20 protein-coding genes are annotated in these 16079 nt (G+C 44.9%); 11 read left to right on the top strand and 9 right to left on the bottom strand.

Features of this window, described 5'->3' with window-relative positions; genetic code table 11:
- Positions 1-40: 40 nt before the first annotated feature.
- The 6 genes from rpmJ (at position 41) to rplQ (ending at position 3105) form a co-directional block, all read left to right on the top strand.
- On the top strand, positions 41-154 hold the full coding sequence (rpmJ, locus tag OCV57_RS07785; RefSeq protein ID WP_022286973.1) for a 50S ribosomal protein L36: 114 nt from the start codon (positions 41-43) through the stop codon (positions 152-154).
- Between the two features lie 29 nt (positions 155-183).
- Positions 184-552: a 30S ribosomal protein S13 gene (gene rpsM / locus OCV57_RS07780; RefSeq protein ID WP_022286972.1), complete on the top strand. Its 369-nt coding sequence runs from the start codon at positions 184-186 to the stop codon at positions 550-552.
- A 14-nt stretch (positions 553-566) separates the two neighbouring features.
- The gene (gene rpsK / locus OCV57_RS07775; RefSeq protein WP_022286971.1) at positions 567-965 is read left to right on the top strand and encodes a 30S ribosomal protein S11; all 399 of its coding nucleotides are present in this window, start codon (positions 567-569) and stop codon (positions 963-965) included.
- A 92-nt stretch (positions 966-1057) separates the two neighbouring features.
- Positions 1058-1654: a 30S ribosomal protein S4 gene (gene rpsD / locus OCV57_RS07770; RefSeq protein WP_022286970.1), complete on the top strand. Its 597-nt coding sequence runs from the start codon at positions 1058-1060 to the stop codon at positions 1652-1654.
- A gap of 131 nt (positions 1655-1785) precedes the next feature.
- On the top strand, positions 1786-2745 hold the full coding sequence (locus tag OCV57_RS07765) for a DNA-directed RNA polymerase subunit alpha (protein WP_022286969.1): 960 nt from the start codon (positions 1786-1788) through the stop codon (positions 2743-2745).
- 18 nt (positions 2746-2763) lie between these two features.
- Entirely contained in the window at positions 2764-3105 is a 342-nt protein-coding gene (rplQ, locus tag OCV57_RS07760; RefSeq protein ID WP_022286968.1) for a 50S ribosomal protein L17, read from the top strand.
- A 131-nt stretch (positions 3106-3236) separates the two neighbouring features.
- Here rplQ and OCV57_RS07755 read toward each other — a convergent pair whose 3' ends face one another.
- The 7 genes from OCV57_RS07755 to OCV57_RS07725 form a co-directional block, all read right to left on the bottom strand.
- Complete coding sequence (locus OCV57_RS07755) at positions 3237-4109, bottom strand: glycoside hydrolase family 25 protein (protein WP_267301072.1); 873 nt, start codon at positions 4107-4109, stop codon at positions 3237-3239.
- Positions 4096-4293: a hypothetical protein gene (locus tag OCV57_RS07750; RefSeq protein WP_138336627.1), complete on the bottom strand. Its 198-nt coding sequence runs from the start codon at positions 4291-4293 to the stop codon at positions 4096-4098. The genes OCV57_RS07755 and OCV57_RS07750 overlap by 14 nt, the downstream gene beginning before the upstream one ends.
- The gene (locus tag OCV57_RS07745) at positions 4290-4523 is read right to left on the bottom strand and encodes a hypothetical protein (RefSeq protein WP_038672626.1); all 234 of its coding nucleotides are present in this window, start codon (positions 4521-4523) and stop codon (positions 4290-4292) included. Before OCV57_RS07745 ends, OCV57_RS07750 begins: the two co-directional genes overlap by 4 nt.
- 229 nt (positions 4524-4752) lie before the next feature.
- Entirely contained in the window at positions 4753-4935 is a 183-nt protein-coding gene (locus OCV57_RS07740; RefSeq protein ID WP_038672624.1) for a PspC domain-containing protein, read from the bottom strand.
- A 12-nt stretch (positions 4936-4947) separates the two neighbouring features.
- On the bottom strand, positions 4948-5772 hold the full coding sequence (locus OCV57_RS07735) for a DUF4097 domain-containing protein (protein WP_267301071.1): 825 nt from the start codon (positions 5770-5772) through the stop codon (positions 4948-4950).
- A complete protein-coding gene (locus tag OCV57_RS07730) occupies positions 5772-6401 on the bottom strand; it encodes a DUF1700 domain-containing protein (protein WP_195387947.1) in 630 nt (209 codons plus the stop codon). Before OCV57_RS07730 ends, OCV57_RS07735 begins: the two co-directional genes overlap by 1 nt.
- Positions 6398-6721 carry a PadR family transcriptional regulator gene (locus OCV57_RS07725; protein ID WP_002851767.1) on the bottom strand — a complete coding sequence of 108 codons (324 nt, stop codon included), beginning with the start codon at positions 6719-6721 and terminating at the stop codon, positions 6398-6400. The genes OCV57_RS07730 and OCV57_RS07725 overlap by 4 nt, the downstream gene beginning before the upstream one ends.
- Positions 6722-7005: 284 nt before the next feature.
- On the opposite strand from OCV57_RS07725, the gene sufC reads away from it, so the two are divergent.
- From sufC to sufU, 5 genes are read left to right on the top strand one after another with little or no spacing between them, the layout of a single operon-like run.
- Positions 7006-7746, top strand: a complete 741-nt coding sequence (gene sufC / locus OCV57_RS07720) for a Fe-S cluster assembly ATPase SufC (protein ID WP_267301070.1) — start codon at positions 7006-7008, stop codon at positions 7744-7746.
- Between the two features lie 58 nt (positions 7747-7804).
- On the top strand, positions 7805-9211 hold the full coding sequence (sufB, locus tag OCV57_RS07715; protein ID WP_267301158.1) for a Fe-S cluster assembly protein SufB: 1407 nt from the start codon (positions 7805-7807) through the stop codon (positions 9209-9211).
- Positions 9212-9230: 19 nt separating this feature from the next.
- Complete coding sequence (locus OCV57_RS07710) at positions 9231-10163, top strand: SufB/SufD family protein (RefSeq protein WP_267301069.1); 933 nt, start codon at positions 9231-9233, stop codon at positions 10161-10163.
- Between the two features lie 5 nt (positions 10164-10168).
- Positions 10169-11380, top strand: a complete 1212-nt coding sequence (locus OCV57_RS07705; RefSeq protein ID WP_195249391.1) for an aminotransferase class V-fold PLP-dependent enzyme — start codon at positions 10169-10171, stop codon at positions 11378-11380.
- Positions 11370-11795, top strand: coding sequence for a Fe-S cluster assembly sulfur transfer protein SufU (gene sufU / locus OCV57_RS07700; protein WP_267301068.1), 426 nt, complete (start codon positions 11370-11372; stop codon positions 11793-11795). The genes OCV57_RS07705 and sufU overlap by 11 nt, the downstream gene beginning before the upstream one ends.
- A 41-nt stretch (positions 11796-11836) precedes the next feature.
- Here sufU and OCV57_RS07695 read toward each other — a convergent pair whose 3' ends face one another.
- Both OCV57_RS07695 and OCV57_RS07690 read right to left on the bottom strand, forming a co-directional pair.
- Positions 11837-13549 (bottom strand): glycosyl hydrolase, encoded by a 1713-nt coding sequence (locus OCV57_RS07695; protein WP_267301067.1) that lies wholly within the window; start codon positions 13547-13549, stop codon positions 11837-11839.
- 30 nt (positions 13550-13579) lie between these two features.
- Positions 13580-15859, bottom strand: a complete 2280-nt coding sequence (locus OCV57_RS07690) for a glycoside hydrolase family 95 protein (protein ID WP_267301066.1) — start codon at positions 15857-15859, stop codon at positions 13580-13582.
- Positions 15860-16079 lie beyond the last annotated feature (220 nt).

The raw sequence follows: 16079 nt of genomic DNA, 5'->3' as shown, positions 1-16079 counted from the left end.
ATTTTTAATTCTTGTCGCTAAATTCAAAGGAGGTATTTCAATGAAAGTAAGACCTTCAGTTAAGCCTATCTGCGAGAAGTGCAAGGTAATCAAGAGAAAAGGCAAGGTTATGGTAATCTGCCAGAATCCTAAGCACAAACAACGTCAGGGCTAACAAACCAATAATGGAGGTGCAGCTAAATAATGGCTCGTATTGCTGGTATCGACCTGCCAAAGGATAAGAGAATTGAAATTGCTCTTACTTATATCTATGGTATAGGTCAGAAAACTGCTACTAAGATTCTTAATGAAACAGGCGTAAATCCTGACACAAGAGTTAAGGATATGTCTGAGGACGATGTAGCTAAATTGCGTGAATATATTGACCATAACATCACTGTTGAGGGTGACCTCAGAAGAAATGTTGCGCTCAATATCAAGAGATTGACAGAAATCGGTTGTTATCGTGGTCTTCGTCACAGAAGAGGTCTCCCAGTTAGAGGTCAGAGAACAAAGACCAACGCAAGAACTCGTAAGGGTCCTGTAAAGACAATCGCTAATAAGAAGAAGTAAGGAGGGTGTGAACAATGGCTCAGGCTAAGAAGAAGACTACTATTCGTCGTCGTCGTGAAAGAAAGAACATTGAACAGGGACAGGTTCATATCCAGTCTACTTTTAACAACACTATCGTAACTATTACAGATATGCAGGGCAATGCTATTTCTTGGGCATCTGCCGGCGGACTCGGCTTCAGAGGTTCTAAGAAGTCTACTCCATTCGCTGCTCAGACAGCTGCTGAAACTGCTGCAAGAGCTGCTAAGGAGCATGGCCTTAAGACAGTTGAAGTTTTTGTAAAGGGACCTGGTGCTGGCCGTGAGGCTGCAATCAGAGCTTTGCAGTCTGAGGATCTTGAAGTTAGACTTATCAAGGATGTAACTCCGATCCCTCACAATGGATGCCGTCCTCCAAAGAGAAGACGTGTATAGTTTATAAAACAATTTGAGTTTGTAGTTTACTCAAAGTCGGGTAAGCAATTCGGCTAAGACCCGATAACATTTAGAAAACGGAGGTATTTACCATGGCAGTAAATAGAGAACCAATACTCAAGAGATGTAAATCTCTCGGAATCAGCCCAGCAGTTATGGGTATCGCTAAGGAAACAAAGCGTGATCCTAACGCTAACAAGAGAAAGAAAGTTTCAGAATACGGTATGCAGCTTAAGGAAAAGCAGAAGCTCAAGTTCATCTATGGCGTTCTTGAGAAGCAGTTCCGTCACCTGTTCGAGCTTGCTGAGAAAATGGAGGGTCAGGCCGGTGCTAACCTCATTACTCTTCTCGAGTCAAGACTTGACAATGTTGTATACAGAATGGGTCTTTCAATGACAAGAAGAGAGGCTCGTCAGCTCGTTGTTCACGGTCATTATCTTGTTAACGGCAAGAGAGTTGACATTCCTTCTTACAGAATCAAGGAAGGCGATGTTATCTCACTTAAGGAAAACAGCAAGAAGAGCGAGAAGTTCAAGCAGATTATTGAGGCTAACGCTTCAAAGGCAGCTCCTACATGGCTTGATGTAAACAAGGACAACCAGACAGCTAAGGTTCTTCGTATGCCTGTTAAGGAAGACCTTGACTATGACATCGAGGAGCACCTCATCGTCGAGTTGTATTCTAAATAATGTATTGATAGTGGTTCTTACGGTATGCACTCTTCAAGAGTGCGTATCGGAGAAATACTTGATATGTTTTTGGAAGTGTATGTGTTATTGATCATATAAAACAATCGAGTTTGAAAACAGGAGGGTCTTAAATGCTTGAAAAAATAGAAAAGCCTGAAATCGAAACAGCCGAGCTAAAGAGCAACGGAACATACGGCAAGTTTATTCTCGAGCCTCTGGAGCGTGGCTATGGTATTACGCTCGGAAATAGTCTGAGACGTGTACTGCTCTCCTCTTTGCCAGGCGTCGCCGTTACATCGGTAAAGATCGACGGTGTACACCACGAACTATCAACAATTCCCGGAGTTAAGGAAGATGTTACTGAGATCATTCTTAACCTCAAGGGTTTAACTGCAAAGCTTTACGGCGAGGGTCCTAAGACTATCTACATTGAGGCCGAGGGCGAGTGCGTTGTCACTGCCGGCGACATCAAGACAGATTCTGAGGTGGACATTCTTGTTCCTGATATGCACATTGCAACTTTGGGACCGGGCGCAAAGCTTTATATGGAAATTGTCATCGACAGAGGTCGTGGATATGTTTCTGCGGAAAAGAACAAGGCGCTTATGCCTAACGCCCCTATTGGTGTTATTGCAGTAGACAGTATTTATACGCCTGTATTAAAGGTGAACTTCACGGTTGACAACACCCGTGTTGGACAGATCACCGATTTTGATAAGCTGACATTGGAGGTTTGGACCGACGGTACTATCTCCGCTAAGGAAGCTGTATCAATGGCAGCCAAACTCCTCAACGAGCATCTGAATCTCTTTGTTGATCTCTCAGAAGAGACTAACGTTGTAGAGATGATGGTTGAAAAGGATGAAAAGGGCAAGGAAAAGATCCTTGAGATGACCATTGAGGAACTTGACTTATCTGTGCGTTCATTTAACTGTCTGAAGCGTGCAGGAATTAACACGGTTAACGATTTGATTGAAAAGTCTGCTGAAGAAATGATGAAGGTAAGAAACCTTGGTAAGAAGTCATTCGACGAGGTCAAGGAAAAGCTTCATTCATTGGGTTACGACCTTAATTCAGAGGACGATAATTAAAGTAAGGAGTGAAAATCTATGCCAGGCACAAGAAAGCTGGGAAGAACTAGCGACCAGAGAAAAGCAATGCTCAGAGCTATGGTTACTTATCTTCTCGAAAACGGTAAGATTGAAACCACTGTAACAAGAGCTAAGGAAGTTGCTGCTATGACTGAGAAAATGATTACTCTCGGCAAGGCAGGCGACCTTCACTCAAAGCGTCAGGTACTTTCTTATGTAACTAAGGAAGACGTAGCCAAGAAGCTGTTTGACAACATTGCACCTTCATATGAGGGCAGAAACGGCGGCTATACAAAGATCATCAAGATCGGACCACGTCGTGGCGACGCTGCTGAAATGGCTATCATTCAGTTGGTTTAATAAATTTTGCATAGCATTCAAGGCTGTATCCGTAAGGGTACAGCCTTTTTTATGTGCTAATATTTGGGCATTGGTATCAAGATATGCGGGCGAACGTTGTTCGCCCCTACAAGTGTGGCTATGGTTTGTGGTTATTTTAGAAGTTCATTGCCAATGAGGTCGATGAATTTCTTGCCTGCTATGCCGTTTTGTGAATAGCTGTGGTTTTTGAGTATATTGTTCACGGCTTTCTGAGTACCTGCACCAAAAATATCGTTTTTATCAAGGTTGATATTGTGCATACCCTTTTTCTTTGCAAGCATAAGAAGATATTTCAGTGCAAGGACACCATTGCCTTTATCACCTTTTTTGTAGCCTGTGGTATCGAGATTTTTTGCGTTGGAAGGGTAAAGGTTAAGGCACTTTTTCTTCATTATGGCAGGGTAGTCTTTGTAGGCGTAGTTGCAATCACAGCGGTCGGAAACACCGTTTACAGTTCCTTTGCTTGTATACTGCCACATTCCATAGTTTGATATGGCAGGCTTTGCAACGTCAAAGTGTGCCACCCAAATGTCGTAGCGGCTTTTTACGGAGTCTGATACCTTGCGCTTGAAAAAGTTTGCGTAGCTGTAGACAGCCGCATAGTAGCCGTTGCTTTCGAGATAGTCGCAGAAGGTTTCTATAATTTTGTTTATGGCAGCGTTTGGAAGCTCACTTTGGGAAGCGTCCTCGATATCAAAGGCGAGGGGATATTCAAACTTCTTGCCTTTGACCGCTTCAAGAAAAGTTTTCGCTTCCGCAAGTGCATCGGCTTCTGTAAGGGCGTAGGAATACCAGTATGTGCCGATATTAAGACCAGCCTTTCTGGCGGCGGCATAGTTCTTCTCGAAATTTTCGTCTTTTTGACTGATGTACTTGCCGTAGCCTGCGTTTATCATCACAAAGCTGTAACCCTGTGACTTCACCTTGTCAAAATCTATTCTCCCCTGCCAATGGGAAACGTCTATGCCCTTAGCTTTTTCCATTGCCGTCACCTCCAGATTTTTTTGCCGTCTGTACGCCAAAGTAAAATGATATCACCACGGTGAAAACTGTGATGAACTGCTCTCCGCTGACTATCCCTTTCAGCGTGAGGATACAGAACACGCTTGTCATAAGCAGTGTGACAAGCGATTTTACGTCAATGAGCTTTGCGATTCTTTCTTTCATGAATATCTCTCCCTTTCCATGTCTGTTATCTTTTGTTCCGCTGCCGCCATTCTCGAGATGAGTGCGTTATGCTCGGAAACTGTTTGTTCCAGCCTATCTATTCTATATATAATAAGCCGTTCGGTGGCTTCCTGTGATTTTTTGTTTTCTTTAGCTCCCGAACGAGCTATTATAAGCTGGCAGGCTATGCTGGCGGCCGCCGCTATGAACGCCGCTATTACTGCTTCCATGTTTATCACCTCCTACTTATCCCGGAAAAGAGGTGTTTTGTTGCATAAAAAATGCAACAATTGCAGAATTGTTGCCAAATTAAAATATAAATCATTTGTTTGCACAGTTTTGGTGCGGCAATTTTGTGCATTGGTCACATACTTTCATGAACAGAAAAGATATTTGTTAAGACGTAAAAAACCACGGCTGAGTTTACATTCAGCCGTGGTTTTTGTTTTTAGTACGGTCTTATCTCTCAGGCAGAAGCATTGCAGCCGCAATATATGCGATAACTCCTGCACCGCCTGCACAGCCTATAAGCACTGCACAGATACGGACTATGTTCACGTCGATGTTGAAATACTCCGCTAGTCCTGCGCAAACGCCTGAAATTATCCTGCCTTCTCTTAATTTGTAAAGTGGCTTTGCCATTTCTATCACTCCTTATCTGAAATTAAGCGAAATTTCGCCTATACCGTTGTCAATGTCAAGTTTTATTTTGTAGAGAAGCTCGTTCTCTTCTGTTGTGCTATTTATTTTCACTTTGCTGTCTGATTTTATCTTATAGTCGTTTTTGCAGCCGTCGATATCAAAATTTATACTTCCTATGCCGCCGTCTATATCAGCGTCGCCGAGAAGCTTTCCTGAAAAGTCTGTTTCGCCTACCCCGCAGTCAAAGTCGGAATCGTTAAAAGTGCAGTCTTTGAAAACTGTTTTTCCTACTCCAAGGTCAAAGTCGGCTTCATTTTTGCAGGTGACGTTAATGACCTCTGAGCTTCCTGCACCGAAATCTATGTCGAGGTTTTCACAGGTCAGATCTGAAAGCTTCATTTGTCCTGCGCCTGCGTCTATCTTTACAGTGTCAAACGCTTTTTCAGGAAGCTCTATAGTCAGCGTAGGCTGACTTCCGTCAAAGGAGATATATCCGCCTTTAAGGTGCAAAAGGCTGTCGGCGGTCTTGACCTGAAGCTTGCTGTTTGATGACGAAAAATTTATCTTCTCTGGAAGATTTTCTCCTGTGACGTGGATATTTTCGTCACTGCTCTTTTTGATGTGGAGATCCCCTGCGGAGAGGTCGATTTCCATATTATCTATAGTGGCAACGTCAAAAGTTTCGTTGTAGGAATAACGCTTGCCAAGGCTTTTGGTGTTTGTGACCTTGATAAGCACCACGCCCACAATGAAAAGCACTATGCCGATAATAAATATCGTCAAAAAAAATGGGAAACGTCTGCGTTTTACGTCACCTGTATTATCATATTTTGCCATTACGCCACCGCCTTTGAGCTTACAAACCTATGGACAAAGTTTGTGAATTTGTTGAAAAGGCTTACACAGCCACGCCATATGCACCTTATAATAGGCATTACAATCATGCCTCCAAGTCCGATACAAATAAGTCCTGCACCGATAAGGGCAATGCCTGCGGGATAGACCGTGAAAAGTGTTACTATACCGCCTATTGTAAGGGAGAAGCCTGTTGCGAAAACTGCAATTATTATGCTTAAAAGTGCGCAAAGTATCGCCAGGGCTATTGCGGCAAAGGCACACATAAGGCTGAACCATATTGGGCTTGTGATGATGATAACAAGAAGCTTTGAGAGAGAATTGCCGTTCTGTGGCACATTATTGTCAGTATCACGAGCCTGTGATGGGTCAGCGGCGGCTTCCATTTGAAATACCGAGTCGCCCTGTGGGTGTATGCCGCTGTCCTGCAAAATTTTGTTGGCAAGTTCTTCGGGCGAGCCGAGGTTTGCGGCAGTTTCAGCTTCATGGGCTGCACCTGCATCAAGGAATATCTCCTCATAAAACCCCATTGCGTCATTTATTTCATCTTCGGCAAGTCCGCCGTCTTCAAGCAATCTGCGTAGTTGGGTAAGATACTCAAGTCTGTTCATGTGTTTTCTCCACCTTTTTCTAATAATATACGGTCTACCATATTCTTATGCTTCTTCCACTCTCTACGGTATTCTTCAAGAGCTTTTTCTCCCTTTGGGGTAACATGATAATAACGTCTGTTCCTGCCCATATATTCCTTATCGTAGGTTTCAAGCAGCTCGTTTTTTTGAAGCCGTTTCAGCACAGGATACAATGTGGATTCTGAAACGTCCACCGCACTGCGTATGAACTGCGTTATCTCATATCCATAGGTATCCTCTCTGTCTACCACCGACAGTACCATGGAATCAAGCAGTCCTGCACTTATTGGAAAGCCCATTTACTCTCTCCTCTCTTTAGTCAGCTCTGTTATTATATAGATCTATAATACTATATCGTTGAATATATTATACGTCATATAATATTATTTGTCAAGGGGTAAAATCGAATTTTTTTGTTATCATCACTTTATGCGAGTTAGTTTAGAATAATTGTTTGTTGAAAATTCCTATTGATTTTCTATGCTTTTGTGATATAATATATATTAGGAACAGCTAACTCGTGATAACCATGTCATGACGTTTTACAAAGCCTGACAAGGCGATAGAGGAAAGGACACAGAATATGAAAAGTAATAATTTATTGAAGATAACTGGACTTCATGTGAGCGTTGGGGATAAGGAAATTTTGCACGGTGTTGACCTGACGGTGAACAGTGATGAAACTCACGTTCTTATGGGTCCTAACGGCACAGGTAAATCTACGCTGGGTTATGCTATAACAGGCAACCCTGCTTACACTGTAACAGAGGGTGACATTGTTTTTGGCGGTGAAAGCATTGTGGATATGCCTGTGAACGAGCGTGCGAAAAAGGGCATTTTTCTGTCATTCCAAAATCCGCTGGAAGTGCCTGGGGTTACACTGAGCTCGTTTATAAGAAGTGCCTTGGAGCAGAAAACAAAGACACGTCTTAGATTTTGGGACTTCAAGAAAAAGCTTGCGGAAACAATGAAGCTTCTCGATATGGACGAGTCTTACTCTGACAGAGATCTCAACGTGGGCTTTTCAGGCGGTGAGAAGAAAAAGGCAGAGATATTGCAAATGCTTATGCTTGAGCCAAAGCTTGCTATACTTGATGAAACAGACTCAGGCCTTGACGTTGACGCAGTAAGGACAGTTTCACAGGGCGTAAAGCTCTACAGAGAGCGTGTTCACGGCTCACTGCTTATTATAACACACAGCACAAGGATACTGGAGGCTCTTACAGTTGATGCCGCTCATGTTATGGAAAATGGCGTTATCGTTAAAAACGGCGGTGCAGAGCTTGCGGAAAAGATAAACGAAAAGGGCTTTTCGGCTATCTGATAAAAGTGTGTAAGGGGCATTTTGCCATTACACGCAGCAAGAGGACGAGGTGAAAATGATGAAAGAAAAAAGTCAGGTCATGGATATTGACCGCAGTATTTATGATATAAAAGATGTTGAAAATGACGCTTACCGCATAAAAAGCGGTCTGACGCCTGAAATAATAGAGAAGATATCAAAAGAAAAGAACGACCCTATATGGATGCAGCAGTTCAGACTTCAAGCTTTGCAGATATATAACGAGATACCTACCCCTGATTGGGGGCCGTCACTCGAGGGGCTTGATATGGACAATATTGCCACATATGTAAGACCAAACGCGAAAATGCAGAACAACTGGAAGAACGTTCCGCAGGATATAAAGGACACCTTTGAAAGGCTGGGCATACCGCAGGCGGAAAGGAAATCTCTTGCAGGCGTGGGTGCACAGTATGACTCTGAGCTTGTTTATCATAACGTGCGTTCTGAGGTGGCCCAGGAGGGCGTTGTTTACATGGATATCGAAAGTGCCATGAAAGGCGAATATGCCGATATGGTGAGAAAATATTTCATGAAGCTTGTTACACCGAGGGATCACAAATTTGCGGCTTTGCATGGTGCAGTATGGTCGGGAGGCTCGTTTGTGTATGTGCCTAAGGGTGTGCAGCTGTCTATACCGCTTCAATCTTATTTCAGACTTAATGCAAAGGGTGCAGGTCAGTTTGAGCACACGCTTATCATAGTTGACGAGGGTGCGAGTCTGCATTTTATCGAGGGCTGTTCTGCTCCAAAATACAATGTTGCAAATCTTCATGCAGGCTGTGTTGAGCTTTATGTTAAGAAGAACGCAAAGCTAAGATATTCCACTATCGAGAACTGGTCGAAGAATATGTATAACCTTAACACAAAGCGTGCTATTGTGGAAGAGGGCGGCACTATCGAATGGGTATCAGGTTCATTCGGCTCGCACATTGGCTGTCTTTACCCTATGAGCATTTTAAAGGGCGACAATTCCAAAATGGAGTTCACGGGAGTTACTTTCGCAGGAAGCGGACAAAATCTCGATACAGGCGCAAAGGTAGTTCATGTGGGCAAGAACACAAGCTCCTTCATGAACACACGTTCAATAAGCAAGAGTGGCGGAATAAGCACATTCAGGAGCAGCGTTGTGGTGGAAAAGAGTGCGAAAAAGGCTAAGTCATCGGTATCATGCCAGTCGCTTATGCTTGACTCTGAGTCAAGGTCTGACACTATCCCTGCAATGGATATCCGCACAAAGGATGCCGCTATCGGTCACGAGGCGAAGATAGGCAGCATAAGCGGCGACTCAGTTTTCTATCTTATGAGCCGTGGCATGACTGAAGAGGACGCAAGGGCTCTTATCGTAAGCGGCTTTGCGGACAACGTTTCAAAGGAACTGCCTGTGGAATATGCGGTGGAAATGAACAATCTTATAAGACTTGAAATGAAAGGCAGCATAGGCTGACGGGAAAGGAGTGCTTAAAATGACTAAAAATATCCTGATAGACAAGCTGCCGACAAAAACGTGGAATTTCCTCAAGGTAAACAGCGCTGAGATACAGTGGGACAGCGAAAGTGCAGCGAAAACTGAGGAAAACATCATCTTAAAAAAAGATGAAAAGAACGAGCCTGTAAGGCTTGACAACAGCGGCGCAGAGGAATATACTGAAAAGGTCGTGAACGTAACGGCTGAAAAGGCCGCAAGGGGCGTTATTTTTGAAGTTTGCAGAGGAAACGCTCCTATGCTGTCAAGGGTGAATATCGACCTTGAGGAGGGAGCTGAGGTGAAGCTCGTTATGCTTCTTGAGCCGTCGGAAAGCGGACTTGTGCGACATGAGGTCAGGGCGGAATGCGGGGTAAATTCCCATATCCACATTATGACTATTATGATAGGCGGAGGAGATATCTACAGCGACGATCATGTTACCCTAAGCGGTGACGGAGCGAGGTTAGACGCTGACACCGCTTATCTGGGGAAAAATTCACAGACTATAGACTATAACATAGTGGCTGACCATTTCGGCAAAAAGACGGAGAGCCTTATCACTGTGAACGGCGCTTTGACGGACAGTGCAAAAAAGGTTTTCAGAGGAACGATAGATTTTAAGAAAGGCTCTGCGGACTCTGTTGGCAGCGAGAACGAAACTGTGCTCATGCTTGGGGACGATGTTGTGAACAAAACTGTTCCGCTGATACTTTGTGCAGAAGAAAACGTTGAGGGTACTCACGGTGCGACTATAGGCGAGCTTGACGCTGACACTATGTTCTATTTTGAGAGCAGGGGCATTGACAGAGAAACTGCCGAGAAGATAATGGCTTACGCCGCTGTTGAAAGGCTTATCCATATGGCTGAGGACAGCGAATTTGCTGCGGAGGTTGAAGAGGACATGGGAATAAAAACTGATACAGAGGAATGAGATAGATGCAGGGATACAAGACGGATTTTCCACTTCTTATGCAGGATAAAACGGTTTATATCGACAACGCTGCAACTGCACAGCGACCGAAATGCGTTATTGATGCTGAAAAAGATTTTTACACCTGCCACAATGCAAACCCTCTCCGTGGAATTTATGAGCTGAGCGTTCAGGCAACGGAGAATTATGAGAATGCACGAAAGGCAGTGCGTGACTTTATCGGTGCGAAGTCTGTGCAGGAGATAATTTTTACACGCAACACCACAGAGAGCATAAATCTTGTGGCATACAGCTATGGGCTTTCCAATTTGAAAAAGGGCGACGAGGTGGTGGTTTCCATAATGGAACACCACAGCGACCTTTTGCCGTGGCAAATGGTTTGCAGGCAGACGGGTGCGGAGCTTAAATTCCTTGAATGTGAAAAGGACGGCAGTCTTGACCTTAACAAGGCTGAGGAACTTATAACAGACCGCACCAAGATAGTGGCTGTTACGCAGCTTTCAAATGTGCTTGGCAGAGAATATCCTATAGAAAAGCTTGCAGAAATTGCACACCGCAAGAACGCTGTTATGGTGGCAGACGGTGCACAGAGCACGCCGCATATTGCGGTGGACGTGAAAAAGCTTGGGGTGGATTTCTTTGCGTTTTCAGGTCACAAGCTTTATGGACCTATGGGCATAGGCGTGCTTTACGGCAGGCGTGAGTTGCTCGAAAAAATGCCACCGTTTCTCACAGGCGGCGAGATGATAGAGTCGGTGTCAAGGACTTCGGCGGTGTATGCTGAACTGCCCCATAAGTTTGAGGCTGGCACTGTCAATGCGGCAGGTGCAGTGGGACTGAAATCGGCTATAGACTATGTGAAAAGCGTGGGCTTTGAGGAAATACACAAGAGAGAGCTTGAAGTTTCGGCGTATGCCTTTGAGAAAATGAAAGAGATTGCTCACATAAATATACTTGGTTCGGAGAAAGCTGAGGAGCATAATGGTATTTTGACTTTTACTGTGGACAATGTTCACCCACATGACGTGAGCGAGATACTTGCGGCAGACGGCATTGCGGTCAGGGCAGGTCATCACTGCGCACAGCCGCTGCTTGAATACCTTGGCTATCGTTCAACAGTGAGGGCAAGCTTTGCTTTTTACAATACCAAAGAGGACGCAGACAGATTTTTAGACAGTCTTTCAACTGTTAGGGAGCGAATGGGTTATGGAAAATAGAAATTTTTACAATGAGATACTAACGGAGCACAATATGCACCCTGATTTCAAGCATGATATAGAGGACGCAGACATTGTGCTGGACGGGATAAATCCAAGCTGCGGCGACGAGATACAGTTAAAGCTGAAAACTGACGGGGATATCATTACGGACGGGGCTTTTGTTGGTGACGGCTGTGCAATATCTCAGGCTTCAACGGATATAATGCTTGGGATGATAATAGGTCAGAGCAAGGAAAGGGCTTTGGAATATGCGGATATTTTCATGAGAATGATAAGGGGCGAGGCGTCTGACGAAGAGATAGACAGCCTTGAAGAAGCGTCAGCCCTCAGGGATATTTCCCATATGCCTGCGAGAGTAAGGTGTGCAATGCTTGGCTGGCGGACGCTTTCTGAGGCGCTGAAAGATAAATAGGGTATAAAAATGCCGCTGAGAGAGTTCTCAGCGGTCTTTTTCTATTCTGCTTTAGAAGTATTTTCTTTCTTCGTCTTGCTGTCAGCCTTTGAGCTATCATTCTTTTTGCTCTCAGCGGATTTTTCTTCCGTGTCCTTTATGGAACTTGCAAGGTGGGTGAAGTCGGGGAGCTTATCCCTTGTTAGAGTGAGATTGTTGTTATACGTCTTGATAAGCTCGGCGGCGGTGTTGTTTTCTTCAGCAAGCTTGCCGTCATCGGTCATAAGATAATTTCCGCCCCATTGACCTATGAACGCCCACATGGCTTTTTCGTCTGCAATGCTCTGTATGTCAGGGAAGCTTCCACATTCGCTCATTGCAATAGGCTTGTTCTTTGATATGCTTTGCAGGAAAAGCATTATGTTCACCTGTGCGTCCTTATTGCCGTCGTCATAAACATCGCAGGAAAGCACGTCGCAGTATTCGTCGCCTACATACCAATCGGCATTCTGTGCTGACCATACCCATATGAGATTGTTCAGCTTGTGGTATTTCGTCTGACGCTCGTACATAAGCTTCCAAAGCCATTTGTAGGCTTTCTTGTCATTGCCCCACCAGAAATCGCCGTTGCTGGCCTCGTGGAGCGGTCGCCAAAGCACTGCTATTCCCTCATCACGGAGGGTGGAGAGCTTCTCAGATACGGTGTCGATATCCTGAACGACAGCAACACATTCTTTGCTTACCTTGCCGTCCTTTTGAAGCTTTTTGATATCCTCAAGGCTGAGTTCTGCGATATTTTCCTTTGTAACTGCCTTTTTGATGTCAAAATCCGTCTGGTCGGCATAATATTCACGCTTGTCGTCAGGGGCAGCCCAGTGCCACATATAGCCCACTATGCCGTCCTTTGAAGCCCAATCCATGGCGATGTTCATTTCGGTGTCGGTGGTAATGCTGTCCTTTTCAGTGGCAAGCATAAGGTCGCCAAAACGTATTGCAGGGTATTTTCCTGTGGTTTTGTATATCATGTCTGTTTCAGCAGATGTGCCGATGGTGTCATGCTGACCCAAAAGCACCTGCTTGCCGTAGCTTTCGCAAAGATACTGATAAAGCGCTTTTGCGTTGTAGTCGGAGTCTTTGTTTGAAAGAGCAGGCTTTGATATAGTAAGGTCAAGCTTTGATATATCCTCGCTTGCGGTGAGGGTCAGGCAGTCAACGTCAAGTCCGCCGTCCACAGGGATAACGGATATTGCCGTCTTGCCTTTTTCTATGTAGATGTTCTTGAAAGTCACCTTTTCAAACTTGCCCGAGCCGCTGGCTGAGAAATCCTGAAGCTTTTTGCCGTTCACAGCTATGCCGTTCACGCACGGCACATCGGAAGCCACTGTTATGGTAAGGTCATAATACTGTGAGTCGGTAAGCTCGATCTCTCTTGACCAATCTTCCTCAGTGGAAATGTTCGTCACATAACCCTTGCCCTTGTAGCCCTTGCGGTCGCTTTTTACTTTCGCCTTGCCTGAAACTGAGCCTGTTTCGGCTTCAACGCTTTTTGAAAACTTCACATAAGGTATGGCGTTTGCCACTATCTTTGTTTCTTCGTAGCTTTCTAAAGCCTGCTCGTCAGCCTTGCTGTCATCGTTTGTCTGTTTCTTTGTTGTGGTTACAACAGATGTTTTTTCGGGGGCGGTCATGCTCTCGTTTCTGCCTATCTGCACTCCGCAGCCTGACAGCGTGCAAATTGCTGCAACAGCCGCTGCCATTATCCGATAATGTCTCATTTCAATATCCTCTCAAATTTTGTCTTTTGCTCAGAATGTGAGCGTGTATGTTTTACCTGTTTCCGTGTCAAACTCTGCTGCGCCGTCTGTGTACAAGGTCTGTACCTCGCTGCTTGCAGTGTGTACCTTTACACTGTCACACACTATCCTGCACTTCTTTCCGCACCTTGAGTGAATGTGGCAGGCTGTTATCTTTGAGTCTTTCCACTCAAGGTCGATAACAAAGCCGCCTCTTGCACAAAGTCCTTTGAAGCTGCCCTCCGACCATTCTTTCGGCAGTGCAGGCAGGAGAATTATCTCGCCGTTCTCGCTTTGCAAAAGTGCCTCCGTGATACCGGCTGTGCCACCGAAGTTTCCGTCTATCTGGAAAGGCGGGTGCATATCGAACATATTCTCGCTTGTGGAGTTTGAAAGAAGTGCTATAACATTTTCGTACACTTTTTCGCCGTCAAAAAGTCTCGCCCAGTGGTTTATTATCCATGCCCTCGACCAGCCTGTGTGTCCGCCACCGTGTGAAAGACGTCTTTCAAGGGTAGCCCTTGCGGCTTTGGCAAGCTCAGGGGTCTTTCGCATTGTTATGATGTCAGCAGGATAAAGTGCGAAAAGCTGTGAGATGTGCCTGTGACCAGGCTCTACCTCGTCATAGTCCTCTGCCCATTCCATTATCTGACCGTATTTGCCTATCTCAGGTGCAGGAAGTCTGTCTCTGGCTTCAAGGACTTTCTTTCTGAAACCACCGTCAGTTTCAAGTATTTTTGAAGCTTCCGCAACGGCAGTGAAAAGCTCATAGATTATCTGGCTGTCCATAGACGGACCTATGCAGATAGAGCCTTTTGAGCCTGAAGCTGTGAGATAGGTATTTTCAGGGGAAACTGACGGGCAGGTAACAAGTCTGCCCTTTTTGTCCTCGATAAGGAAGTCAAGGAAAAATTCTGCCGCTTCTTTCAGGGTGTCATATTTCTCGCTGAGAAACTCTCTGTCCTGAACATAGAGATAATGCTCCCATATGTGCAGGCAGAGCCATGCCGCACCCATTGGCCATTGTGTTCCAGGTATCCACAAGTCCTGCGGTGCGGTGTCGCCCCATATGTCAGTGTTATGGTGACAGACAAAGCCACGGCAGCCATACATATTCCTTGCGGTCTTTCTGCCGTTTGGACGGAGCTTCTCGATATGGTCGATAAGAGGCATATGAAGCTCTGAGAGATTACAGTTCTCTGCACACCAATAGTTCATTTCGGTATTGATATTGATAGTGAATTTACAGCCCCAAGCAGGCCACATATCCTTGTTCCAAATGCCTTGGAGATTTGTAGGCAGGGTCTTTTCTCGGCTGCCTGCAATAAGAAGATATCTGCCGAAATTGTGATACATTTCAATAAGCTTGTTGTCGGGATCGCCCTCTTTCACAAGAGCAAGTCTTTCGTCTGTAGGCAGTGTGGAATTACCTGAGCTGTTGTCGCAAAGGGAGATATTCGCACGGTCATAGTATGACTTGTAGTCTGCGATATGGTCAGCTTTAAGCTGTGCATAGGTTTTTTCCTCGGCTCTTTCAACGTCAAAGACAGCCTGTCCCTTGTAATCCTCACAGCGGTAGCTTGTCTGTGCGCCAAGGAGGATAGTCACCTCGTCGCAGTCCTCACAGGTTATGAAGCTTCCATATGGGTAGACCTTTCCGCCCTTGTGGAGTACCTTTATATAAGCGGCAAAGTTTATGCCGTCTTCTGAGCCACATCCACCGTAAAAGAGGATATCATTATCATGAACGGGCGAGTTGTCGTCAAAATAATCATCTCTGCCATCAATGCGTACACGGACGCTTATCGCTTTTTTCTCGGAAGCCGTTATGTGCATAACAAGCACCTGATCGGGCTGTGAGATAAACACTTCTCTTGTGTAGTCAACGCCGTTTATGGCATATTCTGTGGTGCAGACAGCGGTGTTAAGGTCAAGGCTTCTGCCCTTGAAGTCACATTCGCTCTCTTTATAATGTATAACGTTCATGTCGCCAAGGGGCATATAGTGCCTTTGATTTACAGGCGTGCCGCAGAAAGCGTCATAGATTATTTTTTCAGCCTCGTTTATTTTCTCCTCAAAAAGCAGTTTTCTCACTTTTTCGAGATTAGGCAGTGCGGACTTATTATTTCTTTCACGGAAGCCGCCCGACCAGACGGAGTCCTCATTGAGCTGAATCCTCTCTTCAAGTGGCTGAGAGAACACCATTGCGCCTATCCTGCCGTTTCCAAGGGGCAGTGCTTTGTTCCAATCGTCTGCAGGGGTCTTATACCAAAGAAGTGCGGAAGTATCCATAGCTAATCCTTTCGTTATCTGTATATATCTGTATTTTAATATGGTTGTAGGTTACAATCTCTTATATTATAGCATATTTTGTTTGGGTTGACAAGGGGGGATCGTGGCTCTTGTGAGATGTGAGTGTAGTGCTACAATAGATATTGGACAAAATTAAGAAAAAAGAAAAGAGAGATAGGCAAAAATCTGATAAAATAAAGTTACCACACAAATACAAATC

Source organism: Hominimerdicola aceti (assembly GCF_025567495.1).
In the GTDB taxonomy this organism is placed as follows: Bacteria; Bacillota; Clostridia; order Oscillospirales; family Ruminococcaceae; genus Hominimerdicola; species Hominimerdicola aceti.
This window is presented reverse-complemented; position numbering and strand designations above follow the sequence as displayed.

Coding starts and splice junctions, on each gene's coding strand:
- rpmJ (WP_022286973.1), top strand. CDS start 41: ATGAAAGTAAGACCTTCAGTTAAGCCTATCTGCGAGAAGTGCAAGGTA.
- rpsM (WP_022286972.1), top strand. CDS start 184: ATGGCTCGTATTGCTGGTATCGACCTGCCAAAGGATAAGAGAATTGAA.
- rpsK (WP_022286971.1), top strand. CDS start 567: ATGGCTCAGGCTAAGAAGAAGACTACTATTCGTCGTCGTCGTGAAAGA.
- rpsD (WP_022286970.1), top strand. CDS start 1,058: ATGGCAGTAAATAGAGAACCAATACTCAAGAGATGTAAATCTCTCGGA.
- OCV57_RS07765 (WP_022286969.1), top strand. CDS start 1,786: ATGCTTGAAAAAATAGAAAAGCCTGAAATCGAAACAGCCGAGCTAAAG.
- rplQ (WP_022286968.1), top strand. CDS start 2,764: ATGCCAGGCACAAGAAAGCTGGGAAGAACTAGCGACCAGAGAAAAGCA.
- OCV57_RS07755 (WP_267301072.1), bottom strand. CDS start 4,109: ATGGAAAAAGCTAAGGGCATAGACGTTTCCCATTGGCAGGGGAGAATA.
- OCV57_RS07750 (WP_138336627.1), bottom strand. CDS start 4,293: ATGAAAGAAAGAATCGCAAAGCTCATTGACGTAAAATCGCTTGTCACA.
- OCV57_RS07745 (WP_038672626.1), bottom strand. CDS start 4,523: ATGGAAGCAGTAATAGCGGCGTTCATAGCGGCGGCCGCCAGCATAGCC.
- OCV57_RS07740 (WP_038672624.1), bottom strand. CDS start 4,935: ATGGCAAAGCCACTTTACAAATTAAGAGAAGGCAGGATAATTTCAGGC.
- OCV57_RS07735 (WP_267301071.1), bottom strand. CDS start 5,772: ATGGCAAAATATGATAATACAGGTGACGTAAAACGCAGACGTTTCCCA.
- OCV57_RS07730 (WP_195387947.1), bottom strand. CDS start 6,401: ATGAACAGACTTGAGTATCTTACCCAACTACGCAGATTGCTTGAAGAC.
- OCV57_RS07725 (WP_002851767.1), bottom strand. CDS start 6,721: ATGGGCTTTCCAATAAGTGCAGGACTGCTTGATTCCATGGTACTGTCG.
- sufC (WP_267301070.1), top strand. CDS start 7,006: ATGAAAAGTAATAATTTATTGAAGATAACTGGACTTCATGTGAGCGTT.
- sufB (WP_267301158.1), top strand. CDS start 7,805: ATGAAAGAAAAAAGTCAGGTCATGGATATTGACCGCAGTATTTATGAT.
- OCV57_RS07710 (WP_267301069.1), top strand. CDS start 9,231: ATGACTAAAAATATCCTGATAGACAAGCTGCCGACAAAAACGTGGAAT.
- OCV57_RS07705 (WP_195249391.1), top strand. CDS start 10,169: ATGCAGGGATACAAGACGGATTTTCCACTTCTTATGCAGGATAAAACG.
- sufU (WP_267301068.1), top strand. CDS start 11,370: ATGGAAAATAGAAATTTTTACAATGAGATACTAACGGAGCACAATATG.
- OCV57_RS07695 (WP_267301067.1), bottom strand. CDS start 13,549: ATGAGACATTATCGGATAATGGCAGCGGCTGTTGCAGCAATTTGCACG.
- OCV57_RS07690 (WP_267301066.1), bottom strand. CDS start 15,859: ATGGATACTTCCGCACTTCTTTGGTATAAGACCCCTGCAGACGATTGG.